The sequence below is a fragment of the Photobacterium angustum genome (assembly GCF_002954615.1).
In the GTDB taxonomy this organism is placed as follows: Bacteria; Pseudomonadota; Gammaproteobacteria; order Enterobacterales; family Vibrionaceae; genus Photobacterium; species Photobacterium angustum_A.
On record NZ_MSCJ01000003.1, the window covers coordinates 715,125 to 735,148 of the forward strand.

Sequence of the window (20,024 nt, forward strand, 5' to 3'; positions counted from 1 at the left end):
TTTTATAATTACTTAATACTGCGGCTCATTTCAACATTGCCATGAGCTTGAATCGATGTGCCTTCTGACAGTGAGTGAGCACAGCCGATAATGAATATGCTAAGAAAGGCTAATATAATCCAATTATTCATTATTTATCTCAGTTAGTCGTAGTAAGGAAGGCAACTTTACGCAGTTAAATAAAGAGATTCAAGTGGGCAGAATTTTGTGTGTATCATGAGTAAAGTAAGATGATTTATATTAATCAAAATATTGACGTTATAGATAAGAGAATCAGTTCGTTAAAATTAAAGAGTAGGTCTTGATAAAGACTGGAGCGGATAACGGGAATCGAACCCGTTTCTTGAGCTTGGGAAGCTCAGGTAATACCATTATACGATATCCGCTCTGTAGTTTTACCATAAGTTTTGCGAAGTGATGAGTCAATTAAAAAATAACAAGAAAGGCTAAATATTAACAAAATGAATTTAATACAGAATTACTGTAACTTATAGCAATTTGTATATGTATGATTTCGATTTCAGATATATATACTGCATGGAATATTTAGTTATTATAAATCTATACCAATTCACTCACATTACATTATTAATAATATGAAGAAAAGTTATACAGGAAAGTTAATACTTCGTGTTCGATTATCGTCTGCAAGGTTTATGATAAAAAATCTTGAGCGTGTAATACGCTTCTGTTTATCTCATCACTATAATAATATGGCAAATCGACTTTTAAGCCGTTTAGATACTGCTTTTTTGACGTTTGAACAGTTATATAAGCAGAAGGTGAAGTAATCAATAACTGTCTTTTTCTAAGCGTTAAATAGTTCTCTCGACTAATATGTGACTCATCCCACCAATAAGTGTGACACTCGTCACATTCGGAGGTGTTATTCAAGCTTAAATAAAGAAATTTCATTGTCCTAACAAACAAATATCGTTGGGGTGGACAATGTCTTTCACATATTACACTTGTATTATCTTACGTTGGATTTCAAGAAATGTCGTTAATAGCTATTAGTAGAAATAAAATTAAAACTATTCGTGAGAATATTAAAATCTGTGTTAAGAATGGTGATGTTGCAAATGTTTCATTATTGTTGTCGGAACTTGAATCAGAGTTAAATGTTTTCGAGTCATTATACTCATCACCTAAAGAAATATAACCAATAAAGGATTAATGGATTATTATATTTACGTGAGATATTTACAGATAAATAACGTATTATAACTAGTCTGATAATTTATTGTTTATATTTATGGAAAAGCAAAATATTGCCCCACCATCAAGTGAAGATGCTTTATCTCGATTGAAGACGGCTTTTAAAGCTGGTGTTACCGCGACACTAGCCAGTATTTCTATTGGGTTTTTATTTAAGATTTGGCTCGCTCAGTGGGTTAATAAAGACGATTTAGCACTGTTTAATAGTGTGATAGATATTGTATCTCTATCATTAATATTGATGACAGGCTTTCGATCTTCCATGGTTGTGACTTACAGCCAAACGAATAATGATCGTGATATTATTAACATCTTCCGATTTTGTTTGATCACGATTGTTCTCTTAACATGGGGAGTTGTGCTTCCATACATTAAACACGAATTACACATCAACGTTGGCTATTTTGAGATGGTTGGTGTGATTTTTAGCATGGGAATGAAGGTTTATTTTACCAACTTGATAGCCATGTATCGCTTGTATGATGTGTCTAATAAAGTGACTTGGATAGAGCCTGTGACGAATGTAGCGGGCTTTATTTTTTGTTATTACGTGTTGCACTTTACACCACTTGCCTCATTGTTTTATAGCATGGCATTTTCATCGCTTGTTGCTGCCCACTTTATGTATTGGAAGCGGCGTAAACAAATTGCGACTAAACCAATAAAATCGGTTCAATTTGATCCCAATATGCGTAACTATGTTCGCAAAAGCTTCACTGCCTCATTAGAAGCAGGGGCGAGTATATTAATGATTTATATCACGGTTTTATTGACTATTACGCATTTTAGCTTAGATGAGCTTGGTGACTTCCAAGTCGTTGTTCGTCCGATCTTCACTTATATGACGATGCTATTTGTATTTCCTATTTATCGTTTTGTTTTGCCTGAGTTAACCTTATGCATTAAGCAAGGTGATCATCAACAAATTAAAGCAATAAGACGTTGGATTTTTCGTCTCGCAGCAATAGTGAGTGTGTCATTTTTCCTCATCATGCTTATCGGTGGGCGTGAAATTATAGGTTTTGTTTTTCCCCCTCAGTATCACGGGGCAGTGATTGTATTATTTCATTTTTCTATGTTCTTTATTTTTATGATGCTAAATGCTTACCAATTAGCCTATATAAAAGCTCATGGGAAATTCACACTAAGTTTAATCATTCGTCTTAGCGGTATCATTACACTAATCGCAAGTTATTATTTATTATCGATATTTACTGCAAATGTCGTCGCTATTATTGTCGCATTATGTTTAGGTTATGTGATGATGTTTATTCTATCGACGATTGCTGAACGTAAAATATTAAACGGGTATAAGCTGGCTTTATCCAATAGCTAGCTTGTACTTAATACTGTATTGGATTGATTTTAGGGAAAGAGAAAAATGACTGGTATCACTGACTTAACAGAACTTCTTGTGAATTTACAACCAGAATTAAGCCTTACGCGTTATATTTTTTGTTGTACAGAAAATACTAATCTAGATGCTATTGCTTCTATGTCACCATTAGCGACATTTCGTGAAGAAGAAGGAATGACATTTATTTTAAGCTATGAAAGTGCAGTCCAACATAATATTGAAATCAATAATGTGTATCGCTGTATTACTTTAAAAGTACATTCAAGTTTGGAAGCTGTTGGTTTAACTGCTGCTGTAGCATCAGAGCTTGCTAAGCATGAAATTAGTGCCAATGTGATGGCAGGGTTTTACCATGACCATATTTTCGTCAATGAAAATCATGCAGAGCAAGCTATGCTAGCGTTAACTGAACTATCGCAACGCTAGCATAAAATAGATTTACTTAGAGCACAGGCGACATTCCATAGCTTTGACTATTAAGCAGCAGTAAACCAAGACCTATTAGTAATAAGCCGCCAAATAGTTTAAATACTAATGGGGCAAATGAATGCTGGTGATCGGAGTAAGCAAGATATTTTGTCACCAGCTTTTTACCCGAAAGTGTCATCGTAGCGATCGTTGAAGTCGTCAGCGCAGTTCCCACAGCCATCAGTAAAGCACTCACTACACCTAACCAATACATATCAACCATATTGGCAAAAAGCAGCGCTAATATTGCGCCTGTACATGGACGAATACCAATACTGGCGATAATTGCAATGTATTCACGCATATTAGTTGCTTGATTAATACTATCTGCATCAGCAAAGTGTTTATGCCCACAACCACAATCACTGCTATGGCTATGGCTATGGCTATGGCTATGGCTATGGTTATGACTATGGTCATGTTTATGTATTTTCTGTTTGTATAATTGCCAGCTTTGTTTTAAAGCTCGGTAAGCAACAATTACACCCAGTAATAACATGGCAATAAAGCTAAGCGTGATGAATCGGTCTGCAGCGCTATTAATTTCACGCATCGATGAATTAAAAAACACCAGTAGAACGGTGACTAACACGATAGCAACTAAAGCTTGTAGAAAAGCAGAGATAACCGTCATGATCAAGCTTGCTTTTACTTTTGCTGGGTTTGTTGCTAAATAGGTCGTCACAATCATTTTGCCGTGTCCTGGACCTAATGAGTGGAATACACCATATAAAAAGCTGACGCCAGCAAGCGAATAGATTGCTGCGGGGTTTTCTTTGGCGTCATAAAGCAAGTCACTCAATTGACCATTTATTTCACGCTGCCATTTTATGGTGCTAAGCATTAACGTTGGCCAATTGTGCCAGAGTAAATAACCGACAATAATTAGAAAAGTGGCAACAAGGCTTGCACCTAACCAATAGTTTCCTTTGTTCGTATGAGCATGTTGCTCGGAATGATGATGCTCCATGGAAATCCTTTAATAAGAGTTAGTCGGCTGATTTGCAATGTAGTTTTACTGTTTGTGTAAATAATTGACCAAGTGCATTATCCGGATCGGCATCAGGTGGTAATGACTGGGCATAAAGCATTTGCTCTGGACTTGGATTAGGCTCAGCGAGGTCAAAAGTACATACTTTACTTAGCTCTGGCGATAAGATGATGTCGTTTTTTGCTTTCCAAGACATATCGACATAGTAACTTGGTTCAAAAATTAGTAGTCGTAAAGAATCTTTGGTTATTGGTTGAGGTTTAGATAATGGAAGTTCAAATGTCAGTGTCGCTTTGGCGCGTTCTTTTGTTAGTTCCCCATCGGTAGCGATTTTATATTTGATTGGTTCTTGGTCATTATAAAAGTAAGTGAAATAATGCTCGCTCATCATATTTTTCATTACAGAATCACCAACACGAGCAAGCGTTTCTGTCTTACTTTCCGGCGACATATCTTCACCATCCAGCATATATGCGGTTGTCATGGCATCAAAAGTCCATACCATTTTAAATCCTGTGATTTGATTTTTATCACCTTGAATATAGGTTTTCATATCAATCCATGAGTGTGGATGTGCTTGGCTAGCGGTTGAAAACAAGGTTAAAGACGAAAGTAATATTGCAGGAAAAGAAATCCAACGCATAGAAAATGCTATCTCCATATTTACAAGCTTGGCACTATGATTAAGCATCAAAGAAGACTAAAGTAATGTTATATTATAACAGTGGCTCTAGCTTGCTCAAAGTGAATTCAGTGCAAATAATCTTGAGGATATATGGTAATTAAGATTAGTGGTTTAATTCTGCGAGTAAAAATGCAGAAGTCGCAATAATGATACCACCAAAGATGGCAAGTGGTTGGTTATGGTCAAAACCTGCAATCAGTGTTAACACTACGCCAAGTGAGATATATAGCTTCTGTCTGATGATCATCTAGCACTCCAATATGATGTAATTCTTTATTAATAACACGCATAGCGGTAGGTGTGTTAACGACATGTCAAATCTTAGTTGTTAGAATATATGTGGTTTAATTAACTGATTGATAAATGTTTTATATTGTTTAGAGTTTGTAGATGTATAATTTTGTAATATAAATCTTTACAGTAAGATAATCTATAAACTGACATTGAGTCTTTAGATGACACTAATTTTGAACCATGTGACACAGGTAAGACTAAACTTGGTATTAGTGATCGTTTTGATAAAATAAAAAACGCCATTTCAAATTATTCATAGCTTTGCCGCTATTTGCTGATTTTCAAGGTATAATAAGCAAAGAAGAAGTAAATAATAGAGTAGAAGAAACTAAGTATGAAATTAAAGCTATTTGCGGCTGGATGTATGTTGTTACTGAGTTCATCGACATGGGCTGAAAAAGCAGATACACAACTCCCTATCCATTTGGCAGCAATTACACAAGATGTTGATGTTATCAATAATATTACAACGTTAACTGGAAAGGTTGATATCACACAGGGTGGCGTTCAGATTAAAGCGGATAAGGCCGTGATAAAGCTGGACAGCAAAACAAAAGCACTAAAGAGTGTGGAAGTTTATGGTAAACCAGCTTACTTTCATCGTGTAATGGAAGATGGAAAGGTTGTGGATGGAGAGTCGCTTTACGGCATTTATACACCAACAAATAACATGATGGTGTTAAAGGATAAGGCTAAAATAACTCAAAATGGCAGTACGATCCAAGCGGCTGAAATAAGCTATAACTTGGCTTCTCAGGTGATGAAAGCAAAAGGCTCTAAGTCACGCCAAGTGAATACTGTTTTACTGCCTGAAAATTTAAATAATCGATGAGTAAAATAAACAGAAGTACTTATTACTCTTGTTTATTTTGGTCAAATTGACATAGATTTTGCACGTTGTTCAAAGAACTGATCAATGATCTTAGAGAAAGACAAATAAAATAGATAAAGAAGGTCGCTGCAGTGGAATTAGTACAAGTTAATACTTCAAACATATCCATTTATTTAAACTTAACTCAGGCATATGAAGCTGAGTTTTCACCACTGACGAAAAAAGTGCCTGATAACGATGGTAAATTTGCACTTGATACGCCAATAGAAGGTAATGTACTTGGCTTTCTTTTATATTTTGATGGTGTACCAGCGGGATTAGCAGCGATTGCTGATCATGGTAACAGTCATTATGAAGTATGTGATTTCTATGTTGTGCCTGTCTTTCGTAAAAATAAAGCAGGTCAACGTTTCGCACATAGCTTGTTTTCAATGATGCCAGGTGAATGGGAAAGTAAGCAAATTGAAGGCGCAGTACATGCTATTGCTTTTTGGCGTCGTGCTATCGGTGCGTACACAAATGAACAGTATGTTGAAGATATTTATCACGATAGCTACTGGGGTGATGTTACTCGCCAGCGTTTTACTATTTCGGTTTAGTGATTACAAAAATAATAAAGGGAGCTAATGCTCCCTTTTTTCATATTGCCACCGTATTACAATATAAACTTATAATGCCGTCATTAAGATTTTACGACTTATCTCTGGCGTAATATCGTGATGTTCACTTAATGCGATCATGCCATGTTTTTTAAGGCTTTCGATTAGAACATCGATATCTTTTTCACCTAAATCAACGTCAGTAAGTGTTGTTGGGACACCCATTTGTTTGAAAAAGGCGATTGTTTTTTCAATCGCAGCATCAATACGTTGATCTGCTGTACCTGTTGTTAAACCAAAGATACGCTCGGCATATTGTAATAATTTTGCTTCTTTTTCTTTACGACGTACTTTCATAACTGCAGGTAATACAATGCTTAATGTACGAGCATGATCAATACCGTAATTACCTGTTAATTCATGACCAATCATATGTGTTGTCCAATCTGCAGGGACACCAACACCAATTAAACCATTGAGTGCTTGAGTGGCTGACCACATAATATTAGCTCGAACAGCAAGATCATCGGGTGTAGCTAATGCTTTTGGACCTTCTTCAATTAAGGTATGCAGCAGACCTTCAGCAAAACGATCTTGGACTTTTGCATTCACAGGATAAGTTAAGTACTGCTCCATTGTATGAACAAAGGCATCAACAACACCGTTTGCTACTTGGCGAGGAGATAAACTTAATGTTGTTTGTGGATCTAAGACAGCAAATGCGGGTTTTACGAGTGGCGAGCCAAAGAATAACTTGTCTTTACCACGCGAAACTACAGAACCACCATTACTTTCAGAACCCGTTGCAGGTAAGGTTAATACACAACCAAGAGGAACAACCTTAGTGACAGGCTCTTGCTTAAGTAAAATGTTCCAAGGATCTTCTCCCTGATAACAGGCAGCAGCGGCAACAAATTTAGTACCATCAACAACTGAGCCACCACCTACCGCTAATAGGTAATCATAACCTTCTGTTTTAACCAGTTCGACGGCCTTCATCAGTGTGTCATACTGTGGATTAGGCTCAACGCCTGAGAATTCTCCCCAGTTATATCCGTCCAAAGCTGCTGTTACTTGGTTATAAACACCATTTGATTTGATAGAACCACCACCGTAAATAACCAATACTTTTTTATCTTTTGGAATAGCTTGGCTAATTGCTGCTATTTGACCTTGTCCAAAATGAATGCTTGTAGGGTTTTGGTAGGTAAACTTATCCATTGTAGGCTCCGTTATATCGTTGTGATATTGATATTCTAATTATTGTGTTGAGAACTCTAGTGTAGAAGCGAACGTAGGATAAACTAAATACATAATTCTCTTTATTTCTTGCCTATTTCTATTTTAACTACATTGCTGTGTTATGTTCGTTATAAGGTAAATAGGTGTAGAATGACAAAACAATGACTGTTATGTCGATCGTTAATAAATAGGTTTGATGGGTTTACAATGAAAGCTGAGCTTAAAAGACAGCTAGCTATAGTTGCTAGTCAATTATGTGAATATTACAAAATATCAGACCAAACTAATCGGGTGCATACGTTGCTAACAGGCGTGCGATTATTTCGTATTGATCGTTACCATAAGCTGACGCCACAAATGTATGAGCAAGGAATTGTTGTTATTTTTCAAGGAAGTAAAATAGGGCATTTAAATCAACATCAGTTTGGTTATGACGTTGAACAATGTCTTATTGTGTCGACATCTTATCCTATAACATGTGAAACATTTGCCTCTCAGCAAGAACCATTAATGGGGATCAATATTGATCTTGATATTAATGCGATCAGCCAGTTAGTTTCTGATATGGAATTAGAGTCTAAAAATTGGGGAGAGTTAGACACACGCTGTGGTGTTTCTCCTGCACCAATGACTGAGTCAATGTATCTTTGTATGTTGGAGTTGCTTAATGTTTTGCATAATCCTCTTGATGCTAAGGTACTTGGTCCCTCGATTCTCCGTCAGTTCTTCTATTACTTATTGCAAAGTGAGAAGGGATATTTATTGGCACACTACTGCGAGCAAGATAGTTCTTTAGCTAAAATTTCGACCGTGATCGGTCATGTGCAAAAGAATTTTGCGCAAAAATTACATGTTAATGAATTAGCAGCAATGGCAGGGATGAGTGTCTCAGTTTTTCATAAAGTTTTTAAACAAGTTGTCACGGATCCTCCTTTGCAGTACATCAAAAAAATTCGGTTGAATCATGCAAAAAACTATATTTTGCAAGAAGGTCTTTCAGCAAGCCTAGCGTCTCAACGAGTAGGTTATGAAAGTGCTGCTCAATTTAGCCGAGAATTTAAACGTTATTTTGGTGTACCGCCTAGCCGTATTGATGAAATTTCAGATTATTCACGAAAATAATCTATAGATATCAATAAATATTTAACTAAAGTTGATTGTGTAATTTCAGGTATAATGGTTATTCCTTTTAAGGATGTAACTTATTGTTTGTATACATAGTACGGAACTTTAGAAGCGGTTAGTTGTCACATCGTCGTCGTGGAACGAATTATTATTAAAACAGGAAAATCATGCCTGAGTCTCAACCTAAAATTCTGATCCTATTTGCGCATCCTTCGCCAAATCGTTCAGAGATCAATGTACCCTTATTTAATGCATCTAAAACTATTGCCAATATAACGTGCGTTGACTTATATGCCGAATATCCAACCTATCGTATTGATATAGATAAAGAACAACAGCGCCTTCGTGAACATGACGTTGTTGTATTTATGTTTCCACTCTATTGGTATTCCACCCCATCGTTATTAAAAGAATGGCAAGATTTAGTGCTTGAATATGGATTTGCATATGGCAGTGAAGGGAATGAATTGGTAGGTAAAAAATTCTTTTGCGCTTTGACTGCTGGAGGCCCTGAATCGAGTTATCGTAAAGATGGTTTTAACCACTATACCATTCGTGAGTTATTGCAACCTCTAGAGCAAATGGCAGAGTTAACGGGTATGGACTTTCTAGCGCCGTTTGCGCTCTTTGGTGCGGGTATGGCGAATGAAGAGAACCGTATTGAACAACATATTCAAAATTGGAAACGTGTTCTGATTGCGATTCAAGATAATAAATTCAACTATGAGGTTGCGAGTAAATTATCAAAAATGAATCACAGCCTAGAATTAGTCATTAAATAGAAGAGACTACTATGACTGGATATTTTTTGCAGGCTTTCATCTATTTGGTGGCCGCCGTTATTGCTGTTCCGCTTGCTAAGCGATTAGGGCTAGGTTCAGTACTGGGTTATTTAATCGCAGGTGTGGTTATTGGTCCCGTTATTGGTTTAGTTGGTAGTGAAACCACGACGATTCAGCATTTTGCTGAGTTTGGTGTCGTTATGATGCTGTTTGTTGTTGGTTTAGAGCTTGAGCCTAAAATGTTGTGGGGTATGCGTCATCGCTTATTAGGGTTAGGTGGTTTACAAGTTGTTGTTACCGCTTTAACCGTTATGGGGATTGCTCATTTATTTGATATTGCTTGGTCTTACGCCCTTGCTATTGGCCTTATCTTTTCACTTTCTTCTACTGCGATTGTACTGCAAACATTCAGTGAAAAAGGGCTAAGCAAAACGGAAGGTGGTAAAAGCGCATTTTCAGTATTGCTGTTCCAAGATATTGCCGTCATCCCAATGTTAGCTTTGATCCCTTTACTGGCAGTACCTGAATTAGTGGCAAAGTCTCAAGCCGTTGTGGCAAAAGCTGCAGAGCATCATGATGATCTTAGCCTAGTAGCGGGTCTTCCAGGTTGGGCTTATGCGATTGTAATTATTTTAGCGATCGCTGGTGTTGTAGTTGGTGGTCATTATTTAAGCCGTCCGTTATTCCGTTTTGTTGCTTCATCGGGCTTACGTGAAATTTTTACCGCAACAGCATTGATGTTAGTTATTGGTATTGCAGCCTTAATGAGCCTGATTGGTTTATCGCCAGCACTCGGAACTTTTCTTGCTGGCGTGGTACTTGCCAATAGTGAATTTAGACATGAACTTGAATCTAATATCGAGCCTTTTAAAGGGTTACTATTAGGGCTTTTCTTTATTACCGTCGGTGCGGGGATTGATTTCAACGTACTGTTTGATCAATTTGGCACGGTGGTTGGTTTAACCATTGGTGTGATGCTGGTTAAGTTTATTGTTCTGTTGGTACTTTCTTTTATATTCAAGGTAAAAGGCAGCGACCGTTGGCTCTTTGCGTTAAGTTTGGCGCAAGCGGGTGAATTTGGTTTTGTATTATTAAGCTATACCGTACAAAACAATGTGCTACCTGAGTCAATGAGCCAAACACTCTCACTGGTGGTTGCGTTATCGATGTTCTTAACACCAGGTTTATTTATTTTATATGATCGTGTGATTTTGCCCCGTTTTTGTGAGGCTAAAAATGAGCGTGAAGCCGATGAAATAGATGAGCAAGGAAAAGTCATCATTGCGGGTATTGGGCGATTTGGTCAGATTGTAAACCGACTATTGGCATCTAATGGGGTGAAAACGGTCGTGCTTGACCACTCTGTAACGCAAATTGACAACATGCGCCAAATTAATATTAAAAGTTTCTTTGGTGATGCGACGCGACATGATTTGCTTCATACCGCAGGTATTGAAGATGCAAAACTGTTTATTGTTGCCATTGATGATAAAGAACGAGCCACAGAGCTTGTCCATTATATTAAGCAAACATATCCTCAAGTACGCGTATTGGCACGTGCTTATGATCGAGGTCATCATTATTCGCTACGTTGTGCTGGTGCTGATTACGTGATCAGTGAAACATACCGCTCTGCACTAGCCTTGGGCACAGAAGCGTTGAAAAATTTAGGGGTGCATCCATTCAGAGCTGAGCAGCAAAAGGCCACATTTGTTGAAACTGAAGCTAGAAGCAAAGAGAAGCTTTATCACACATGGTTAGAAAGCACAGAAGAAGATCGTTTTAATACCTCCTATGTGGAATTGTTTAACCAATTAGAATCAACATTAAGTGATGTAATGAAACAAGAGCGGACCGACAAGCATACGAAGTCAGAACGTGGTTGGACGCCACCACCTAAAGTGTTTAATGATGAAGTAGAACAAGATTTAGTTGAAAAGCATGATCACTAATAGGTGATGAGTGTCATTTTTAAATAATAGGAAGGAGCTGCAAAGCTCCTTTTTTGTTAAATGAATCATTTAATTTGAATATTGAAACAGTGTCGAATTAATAGGTGTCACTATTATTTATTGAGGGTGATGGGTAATAAAAATACACTATCAAGATGGGTTTGTTGTTTTTATGTTATCATTATTAATGGCGTGGTGATTTAGTGTTAACTGAGTCGAGTTATTTACATTTAGTTAAGAAAAATATAATGCCTTTTAGGAATTCACTCAGTAACAATTTATTAATCGTTATGATTATAAATGTATATTAAACATTTTAAATGGCGTCTTGTTAGCTGTATGTTTGTCTAATTGTTTCATTATAAATTTAAAAAAATCTTTCTTACTACTTATTATGCTTAATTAGTATTTTAAATGGTGTTCTAAGTTTATAAATTGTAATTATTAAAAAACATAACTACTTTGCTAGAATTAGTTTGAGACTATTACTTTCTAATAATTATGAATAATTACTTAATCAAATCACCTATTTTATTTTCGGTACTTTATTTTTCTAGCTATGCCAATATTTCATTAGCATCTGAAATTGATGACTTGATGTCGATGGATTTAGATGACCTCACAACACAAAGTGTGACAGTGACGACGGCAGCAAAGAAAGAACAATCGTTAAGTGATGTGCCTGCTGCTATTTATGTTATTACCAATGAGCAAATTAAGCGCAGTGGTGTTCGTTCGATAGCAGAAGCCTTAGCCTTAGCGCCAGGTGTACAGGTGACTAAGATCAGTGAATTTAATTGGCAAGTATCCTTACGTGGTTTAAACGAAGCTCTATTTAATAAATTATTAGTCATGGTTGATGGTCGTAGTGTCTTTAGCCCTTTAATGTCAGGGACTTTTTGGCACACCATTGATGCTATTTTAGATGATATTGATCGTATTGAAATATTGCGTGGTTCCGCTGGGACAATGTGGGGAGGAAATGCGACTAACGGTGTCATTAATATCATTACTAAAAATAGTAATGAAACGTTGGGGCAATTTCTTGAAGTCGCAGCGGGTGAATATAATTATAAAGAAGTTAGTTATCGTAACGGCTTTCAAATTAATGATGTAACAACAGCAAGATTATCAATTAAAGGTGTTCAATCAGACTATTACACTTTCAATGATGATGAATGGAATAGTTATAATATTTCATTCCGCACTGACTATGTTGAAGATGATCGATTTTTAACATTTCAGATAGGCGGTTATCATACCAAGTCTGAGCATTCTGATTGGTATCGCTATGATATTTTAGAGAAGCCCTTTAACCCTAATGATCCAATGAGCGCTGTAATTGGCTATCAAACAGGATTGGAAGATTTTTCACGCGGTTTTTATAGTAATTTAAACTTGGGAAAAACAGTTGATGATACCCACTATGAAGCCACATTGTGGATTGATAGCAACTCAAGAACTGAACCTTCCGCGAATGGTGAATACGATACACTTAATGCTGATGTATTAGCAATTAAGCAAATAAATCAAAATAATGAGCTGACATTAGGCTTAGGTGCGCGTTATACCAAAATAAAAGTTCCTGAGAAAGAAACAGACTTTTACCTTGATATGGAACCATATCATCGTACTAGTTCAAGGCAAACAGAGCGCGAGCAAATTTATAATGTTTTCTCGCAATTAGAAACTCAGCTAACAGATAAGTTCACCTCTAGCCTAGGGGTAAAAGTTGAACATTTCACTCGTAATAATACGACTGAAATTCAGCCTCAAGCGAGATTGTTGTATCGCGCTTCTGATGACCATCAATTCTGGTCGGGCGTTGGTCGAGCTGTTGTAACACCTTCCTCGGTTGATTCGACGACTGATTTATATAGGTTAGGATCTGTGGTCGCACCCTTGCCGAATTGTGATGCTTCAACTCAAAACTGTTATGCGCAATACCCAATGCTTGCGTTGACGGCGGGTAATCCTGATATGGATAATGAATCGGTTGTCACATGGGATGCAGGATATAGAGGGAAACTCTCAGATACATTATCGATCGATACAACGATTTTCCTTAGTCACTATGAAAATTTGCGGATGCTTGATAATGGATTATGGTTTTGTCGCTACGGTGAATGTGTTGATGGTTCGACACAACCAGGTCAATTAGCGGTTCACGAGTTTAAATTAGTTGATGCAATTGATGCACAAAGTTACGGTGCTGAATTGTCACTCTTTTGGCAGCCGACAGATAATATAAATATCAATACATCATACAGTTATATTGATACTCAGGCTGAATGTAGTTCTGAATATATGACATGTAATAGCTATGATAATGGCGGTTATAAAGTTTTGTATAATCTTCAGCCTAAACATTACGTTTCTTTACAAACGATGTGGACTTTAAATTCACAATGGCAAATTGATGGCTGGCTAAAGCATAAGAGCTCAGTATCATCGCCAATCGCTTTTTATAAAGCACCTGCAGTAACGACAATAGATGTACGTGTTGCGTGGCAATATAATCAAGAATGGCCACTTGTTGAGTTTGTGGTTGATGGTTTAGGTAGTTCAACATATGAAGATTTACCGAATACAGCACCACTAGAAGAAGCAGCGTTTTTACGTTTTTCATGGACAAAATTGTAATGAGGCCGAATGCATAGTAACCATCGCACCTCGGGTAAAGTTGTATTGAATAAGATGGTAGGGCTTCTTGCAAAGCCTTACCATTTTTGCCGTTTGTATTTTCTGTACTTTACTGCTGCTGTATTTATTTGTATTTATACTTTTTCAAATAAAGCCAATGCAGATAGTGTTGCTGACTATGAAATATCGGCAGTCTATATTTACCGTTTTTCTCAGTTTGTTACTTGGCCTCAAGACAACAGAACATTAACCTATTGCACTTTAGGCACTGATAATATCGCGTTAACATTAAGCCGATTACTGAAAGCTAAAAATAACAAAATTGTTACGTTAACGAGCATTAGTCAGCTTGAGCAGTGCCAAATTGCTTATATTTCTAGGCAAAAAGAACTGGGTTTAACTTATATCCCAATTAAAGAAGGGGTACTGACGATTGGTACTGGTCATTCCTTTTTAGCAAAAGGAGGGATGATTGAATTACGTTCAATTAATAATAAAGTCCGCCCTGTTATTGCTATATCGAGTGCCAAGAAAGCAGAGTTAACCATAAGCTCAAAATTATTGAAAATTGCGATACTTCCTTCTCTTAATAGCCAACAACAAGGAGGAGAAAATCATGCGCAATAATTGGATGAATTCTCTTTCTCTTAATCAACGTTTATATTTGCCGTTAGTCTTTTTTGTTGTTGTACTTTTCATCGTCTTTCAAACGTTAAGCTCTTACAAGTATATAGAGAGTGAAAAGCAGAATTTAGTAAATAGAATAACGATATTAAGTACGGGTATTGGAACGAATTTAACTGCTGCTATTCAGTTTGATGATGCGACAACAGGACAAGAGATTTTATCGGCATTTTCAGCCGATCCTATGATCGTATCTGTCTCTGTGTTAACGGAGAATAATGTCGTTTTTGCTGGATTTAACAATACCGATAATAGGCATATACCAACAAATGATGCAGAAGAAATCATGGTTAAAACGCGGGGATATGTTTTTAGTAACCAGTATTTATATATGCAGATCCCTATTTACATAGAGAACACAGAGCTTGCAAAAATGCGCATTGTTGTGTCTCTTGATAGATTACATGCTCTTAAATCGTCTCAGATAGAAATTAGCTTGTACTTATTAGTGATTTTAATTTTATTTAGTAGTTTCGTTATCCGTCGATTACGGCATTGGATGATCAGTCCCATTCGTCAACTGAATGATGCGATGATTAATGTAATTCATTTTAATCAAACTGAAATTGTACAGCATCAAGCCAGTTCGAAAGATGAGATAAGTGAATTGATCGATTGTTTTAATACGATGATCATTAAACTGAACCAGCGGGAATTAAAAATTAAACAGACTATTTCTCAATTAGAATATGAGAAAGAATTTGCCGATGATGTGATCAGCACGGTACAGCATGCGCTGCTAGTTGTGGATCATTCTGGACATATTATTTTAGCCAATGATAGTAGCTCAAAACTATTTCACGATTCACCACAACTGCTGAGATCTCAACATATTTGTGATGTGATTAAGCCGATTGACCTGGAAAATTTTCAATATCAACTAGAGCAAACACTACAGGGCAATAAGCAGTTTAGTCATGATTTGGTTAAAACGGTTGGCACAAAAGGGACGGCAATATATCAAGTCGTGAGCCATCCATTACAGCATAAAAACCAGACTTTATTTACGCTAGAAGATGTGACGGAACGGAGTGTGGCAGAGCGACAACAACAGTTGGCAGCGAAGATTTTTGAAAATAGCCGTGAAGCGATTTTATTACTCAATAGTCAAGGTCATATTGAGATGGTGAATCGAGCGTTTTGTGAACTTATAGGTCAAGAACACGGAACAATTATTGGGAAATATTACCGTTCGGTATTAATTGAAACCGAAACACTACTTATGAGAAAAGAAATTCTAATGTCGCTGTCGTTAGATCAGCAGTGGCAAGGTGAGTGTTCATTCTTTAATCGTAAGAGAGGTGTTAAGACACCATTACATTTAAAAATAAATCAACTTATTGATACAGAAAGCAATGAGAGCCAAATTGTTGTGTTGGCTTCCGACATCAGCTCAGTTAAAGAAGCACAACGTTTAGCGTATATAGCACAGCACGATGCATTAACACATTTGCCAAATCGTGAGTTCTTACACCATTATTTAGTAGAAGCACTGACTTTTCCTCGTAGCGATGTAATGGCTGTACTGTTTATTGATTTAGATGGTTTTAAATTTGTAAATGACTCTTACGGCCATGATATTGGTGATAAAGTACTTCAAATTGTCGCTAAGAAATTAATGATGAGTGTTCGTCAAAACGATATTGTTACGCGTTTAGCTGGAGATGAATTTGTAGCAGTACTCAATCCCGTAAAGAGTCGTGAGCCTATTTTGAATATAGGAGAGCGAATTATTAACAGTCTTTCCCAACCAATTAATATTAAAGGTCATAGTATTAATATTGGTGCGAGTATAGGTTGTTATTATATTGAACCTGAAGATGTGACGGGGATTGATAGTGTCTTACATTGTGCTGATATGGCGATGTACCAATCAAAGATGCAAGGTAAAGGGCGTATCACTGAGTTTAATCAACTCAAAGCAGTTTCATCAGCCGAATAGTGGATTTAGACAGCACTGTTTAACATAGTACTAAAAGAGAGGGCGCAACTTTCGTTGCGCCCTTAGGTCTTACTTGCAGCCATCCTGCTACTATAGTGCTCCTTGCATCATTCCTTTGACTGCTGTAATCCTTCAGCATAATCCTTTTTACTTCTTCCTGAAGTTGTTCCTATGGCTTCCATAACCCGTCATAACATCCTGTTATAACTCTCATCTCTTTCCTTAGAGGTGTCCATTACTTCTTCTTGAAGTGTCCCTATGTCGTCCTGACTGGTAAATATCCTATCTACCTTTACTACTTCCTGTAGTATCCATCACAGTCCTTGTTTGATAAACCATCCTAGTTCATCACATCTCATCCTGAGATCACCAACGTCCTTGGTTCCAATCCTGTTCCTGTTGCCAGTTCCCTCTGACACCATTAATAATAGGTAAAAGTAGGAATAGAATATAGGTATGAAGTGGAAACTACTCTTTTCTGTATCTATTTATTATTTTAATGCGTTACTTTTATTATTTTATAAACAAAGAGTTATAAAAGAAGCATGGGCACTATATTCAAATTAAAACGTGATTATCTTAATTGTTTGTAAGAGATCTCTTACAAATAAGTAAGCAAAAATGGACGTGAGTTTAGTGATAAATGTTTGAGTAGTGTTAAATTTTACTGGATGTAAAGTCTCGCTTTTTTGATGTGTTAAAGTTAACCCACATTAAAAGAGGAAAGATACATGAGAAAAACTCTGTTGCTGGTGGGGTTGCTAGTTAGTTCACATGCAATGGCAAATGATCAGGCTTTGTTTAACGTATTGGCGAAAATCGTATATGTAGAGCATGGCATGGGTAAAGCGTGGGTTATTGTTGATGATATACATTGCGATACTCATCAGCACGAAATGCAGTGTGATTATAAAGAAGTGACAGAGCAACGCACGATTAAAGAAGAATTAGCCCAACAGTTAGTGGATACGTTACAGCCTTTCATTAGTCTCGATGATATTGATAATAAAAAACTAAAACAGCTTTCTATTAAAAATGCTAAATGTTTAAAGAAATCAGTACAAAACAGTTCAGGTGAAACAAATGGTGATTATCAATATCAATGTACTATTGAAAAATAAGAAAATACGGTTTAGAACGAAAATTATAAAATAGCGAGCAAAATGCCCGCTATTTGATATTTAAGATTAAATAACTGCCGATGCTAAAGGCGGTTTATAGCCTGTCTTTTTATCAGAAATTATTTGTCCATCTTTGATAGTGATAATGCGTGGTGTTCTTTCTGCTAGGCTGACATCGTGAGTGACGACAATTAAGGTTCTTCCTTGTTGGTGCAAGTCATTAAAAAGTGCTTCAATTTCTGCGCCTGATTTAGAGTCCAATGCACCTGTTGGTTCATCCGCAAGGATAATTTGTGGATCGTTAACCAAAGCCCTCGCAATTGCCACACGCTGCTTTTGACCACCCGATAATTGATTCGGTTTATGATGAATACGATCGGCGAGTCCTACTTGGGCTAATAAATCTGCCGCTTTTGCTCGACGTTCTTTTGTTTTTACGCCTCTGTACACGAGAGGTAGCGCAACATTATCTAATGCAGTGGCATATTCTAATAAGTTAAAACTTTGAAAAACAAAACCAATTTTGTGGTTTCTGATTTTTGCAAGTTGGTGGCTTGTCATTGATGATACATCGTTATTATCCAGCAAATATTCGCCAGATGTCGGCTTATCTAAACAACCCAGCATGTTCATCAGGGTAGATTTACCAGAGCCTGAAGGACCAAGTATTGATAAAAACTCACCAGAATGAATAGTGAGAGAGACATTATCTAATGCTTTAACTAAATTATTTTCTTCGCCATAGAACTTACAAATATGATTAAGCTCAACTAAAGCTGTGTGTGCTGGGGAGGTACCCAATGTTTTTGTCATTTTATTCACTTTGTAATGCCTCTAATGGCGTAATACTTGCCGCTTTATTGGCAGGAAACCAAGCTGCAAGTATACCAACCAGAATTAATGCAGAAATTACGATTAACATAACGGACAGTGACAACTCAGGTTTAGGGCTGCCCAAGCGAGCGTAAAAACCCGAATCTGAAATAGGGATTGCGTCAATGATGCTGACAAGACCAAGCGTCATTAATAACCCGATAAAACCACCCATAGCCATCGTCATCATAGCTTGCACAATATAATGTAAACGAATATGGCTAGGTGTTGCTCCTACTGCCATCCGAACCCCAATATCACGTGTTGCGCGTTTTACACTGGCGTACATGACATTTGCAATACCTATTCCCGCAACGCCTAATGTTACAAAGCCAATAATGCCTAAGAAACTCTGTAGCCCGAGTAAAAATGAACGCATGGTTTCTTGCTGTAGCAACATGTCATCCGTTTGAATTAACTGTTCATCAGCAATATCAGCGTTGTACTTTCGTGCAATTACTTGCCGTATAGTTTTGGCCAATTGTTCACGGTTGGCGTTGGGTTGAGGCTCTACATTAATACCTTGGATTGGAGAATTGGGATAAAAGCGTTGCCATGTCGCCAGCGGCACCAATATGCTGTATTCAGAGGAAGACCCCGACTCAATGTTACGATCATCTTTTAGTACACCAATTACGGTGAAATCTTCATCACCAATTTTAAATTGTTTACCAACAGGATCGCTGTCGAGTTTTACGTCTTTATCCCAGCTAAACGCAGCTTTGTTAAATAATAGCGCTGCTGTTGTTTTCCCTAAAATAGCGACTTTTCGCTGTTCTTTTGTATCAAGAGGGTTAAACCAGCGGCTACCGGCCGTTAATGTTAAATCATTGAGTTTTTTATAATTGTTTTCAACCGCAAGCGGGAACATAAAGGCTTGGCGATCTTTATAATGCGCACTTTCTTCCCATGTTGCGGTTGCTGAAACCATTTTTACTGTCGGTAATGCTTTAATAAGCTTTTGATCTTCAATGGCTAAATCAAGTGATTTTCCTTTGTAAAAATTACCATAATTAATGGATGCGACACCGGTTGATACATAAATGAGATTACCGTTTCCACTTGTCGAACTGCGAATTAACCCTTGGCGTAAACCTTCACCAGCTGCGAGCATGGTACTAATGCAGACTGTCGACCAAACAATGGCAAGAATAGTAAGACTTAAGCGAAGTTTCTCGGCTGACATTTCATGGAAAATTTGTTTAACAGGAAACAT

General features: G+C 37.1%; 18 protein-coding genes and 1 tRNA gene. 11 read left to right on the forward strand and 8 right to left on the reverse strand.

Features of this window, described 5'->3' with window-relative positions:
* Positions 1-8: 8 nt before the first annotated feature.
* On the reverse strand, positions 9-131 hold the full coding sequence (locus BTO08_RS22510) for a hypothetical protein (RefSeq protein WP_255418313.1): 123 nt from the start codon (positions 129-131) through the stop codon (positions 9-11).
* Positions 132-312: 181 nt separating this feature from the next.
* Positions 313-386 (reverse strand) — tRNA-Gly (locus BTO08_RS17900).
* Between the two features lie 869 nt (positions 387-1,255).
* On the opposite strand from BTO08_RS17900, the gene BTO08_RS17905 reads away from it, so the two are divergent.
* Together BTO08_RS17905 and BTO08_RS17910 are read left to right on the forward strand one after the other, a co-directional pair.
* Positions 1,256-2,554: a lipopolysaccharide biosynthesis protein gene (locus BTO08_RS17905; RefSeq protein WP_105061965.1), complete on the forward strand. Its 1,299-nt coding sequence runs from the start codon at positions 1,256-1,258 to the stop codon at positions 2,552-2,554.
* 45 nt (positions 2,555-2,599) lie between these two features.
* Positions 2,600-3,001, forward strand: a complete 402-nt coding sequence (locus BTO08_RS17910; RefSeq protein WP_105061966.1) for an ACT domain-containing protein — start codon at positions 2,600-2,602, stop codon at positions 2,999-3,001.
* 16 nt (positions 3,002-3,017) lie between these two features.
* Here BTO08_RS17910 and BTO08_RS17915 read toward each other — a convergent pair whose 3' ends face one another.
* The 3 genes from BTO08_RS17915 to BTO08_RS22390 all read right to left on the reverse strand — a co-directional run bounded on the left by BTO08_RS17915 (position 3,018) and on the right by BTO08_RS22390 (position 4,966).
* Entirely contained in the window at positions 3,018-4,013 is a 996-nt protein-coding gene (locus tag BTO08_RS17915) for a nickel/cobalt transporter (RefSeq protein ID WP_105061967.1), read from the reverse strand.
* A gap of 19 nt (positions 4,014-4,032) precedes the next feature.
* Positions 4,033-4,677 (reverse strand): DUF1007 family protein, encoded by a 645-nt coding sequence (locus BTO08_RS17920; RefSeq protein WP_242446294.1) that lies wholly within the window; start codon positions 4,675-4,677, stop codon positions 4,033-4,035.
* A gap of 145 nt (positions 4,678-4,822) precedes the next feature.
* Positions 4,823-4,966 (reverse strand): hypothetical protein, encoded by a 144-nt coding sequence (locus BTO08_RS22390; RefSeq protein ID WP_198038501.1) that lies wholly within the window; start codon positions 4,964-4,966, stop codon positions 4,823-4,825.
* Between the two features lie 381 nt (positions 4,967-5,347).
* On the opposite strand from BTO08_RS22390, the gene lptA reads away from it, so the two are divergent.
* Complete coding sequence (lptA, locus tag BTO08_RS17925; RefSeq protein ID WP_105061969.1) at positions 5,348-5,845, forward strand: lipopolysaccharide transport periplasmic protein LptA; 498 nt, start codon at positions 5,348-5,350, stop codon at positions 5,843-5,845.
* A 131-nt stretch (positions 5,846-5,976) separates the two neighbouring features.
* The gene (locus tag BTO08_RS17930; RefSeq protein WP_105061970.1) at positions 5,977-6,444 is read left to right on the forward strand and encodes a GNAT family N-acetyltransferase; all 468 of its coding nucleotides are present in this window, start codon (positions 5,977-5,979) and stop codon (positions 6,442-6,444) included.
* A gap of 69 nt (positions 6,445-6,513) precedes the next feature.
* Here the strand turns inward: BTO08_RS17930 and BTO08_RS17935 are convergent, their stop codons facing one another.
* Positions 6,514-7,665 (reverse strand): iron-containing alcohol dehydrogenase, encoded by a 1,152-nt coding sequence (locus BTO08_RS17935; RefSeq protein ID WP_105061971.1) that lies wholly within the window; start codon positions 7,663-7,665, stop codon positions 6,514-6,516.
* Positions 7,666-7,893: 228 nt separating this feature from the next.
* Between BTO08_RS17935 and BTO08_RS17940 the strand changes: the two genes are divergently transcribed.
* From BTO08_RS17940 to BTO08_RS17975, 7 genes are all read left to right on the forward strand, one after another.
* On the forward strand, positions 7,894-8,808 hold the full coding sequence (locus BTO08_RS17940; protein WP_105061972.1) for an AraC family transcriptional regulator: 915 nt from the start codon (positions 7,894-7,896) through the stop codon (positions 8,806-8,808).
* 170 nt (positions 8,809-8,978) lie between these two features.
* Positions 8,979-9,593: an NAD(P)H-dependent oxidoreductase gene (locus tag BTO08_RS17945; protein WP_105061973.1), complete on the forward strand. Its 615-nt coding sequence runs from the start codon at positions 8,979-8,981 to the stop codon at positions 9,591-9,593.
* 11 nt (positions 9,594-9,604) lie between these two features.
* The gene (locus tag BTO08_RS17950) at positions 9,605-11,545 is read left to right on the forward strand and encodes a monovalent cation:proton antiporter-2 (CPA2) family protein (RefSeq protein WP_105061974.1); all 1,941 of its coding nucleotides are present in this window, start codon (positions 9,605-9,607) and stop codon (positions 11,543-11,545) included.
* Positions 11,546-12,046: 501 nt separating this feature from the next.
* Entirely contained in the window at positions 12,047-14,188 is a 2,142-nt protein-coding gene (locus BTO08_RS17955; protein WP_242446295.1) for a TonB-dependent receptor plug domain-containing protein, read from the forward strand.
* 9 nt (positions 14,189-14,197) lie between these two features.
* Positions 14,198-14,815 (forward strand): YfiR family protein, encoded by a 618-nt coding sequence (locus tag BTO08_RS17960; RefSeq protein ID WP_105061975.1) that lies wholly within the window; start codon positions 14,198-14,200, stop codon positions 14,813-14,815.
* The gene (locus tag BTO08_RS17965) at positions 14,805-16,814 is read left to right on the forward strand and encodes a diguanylate cyclase domain-containing protein (protein WP_105061976.1); all 2,010 of its coding nucleotides are present in this window, start codon (positions 14,805-14,807) and stop codon (positions 16,812-16,814) included. The genes BTO08_RS17960 and BTO08_RS17965 overlap by 11 nt, the downstream gene beginning before the upstream one ends.
* A 731-nt stretch (positions 16,815-17,545) precedes the next feature.
* Positions 17,546-17,935: a hypothetical protein gene (locus tag BTO08_RS17975; RefSeq protein WP_105061977.1), complete on the forward strand. Its 390-nt coding sequence runs from the start codon at positions 17,546-17,548 to the stop codon at positions 17,933-17,935.
* 66 nt (positions 17,936-18,001) lie between these two features.
* Here the strand turns inward: BTO08_RS17975 and BTO08_RS17980 are convergent, their stop codons facing one another.
* Both BTO08_RS17980 and BTO08_RS17985 read right to left on the reverse strand, forming a co-directional pair.
* Complete coding sequence (locus tag BTO08_RS17980) at positions 18,002-18,748, reverse strand: ABC transporter ATP-binding protein (RefSeq protein WP_105061978.1); 747 nt, start codon at positions 18,746-18,748, stop codon at positions 18,002-18,004.
* A 1-nt stretch (position 18,749) separates the two neighbouring features.
* The gene (locus BTO08_RS17985) at positions 18,750-20,024 is read right to left on the reverse strand and encodes an ABC transporter permease (RefSeq protein WP_105061979.1); all 1,275 of its coding nucleotides are present in this window, start codon (positions 20,022-20,024) and stop codon (positions 18,750-18,752) included.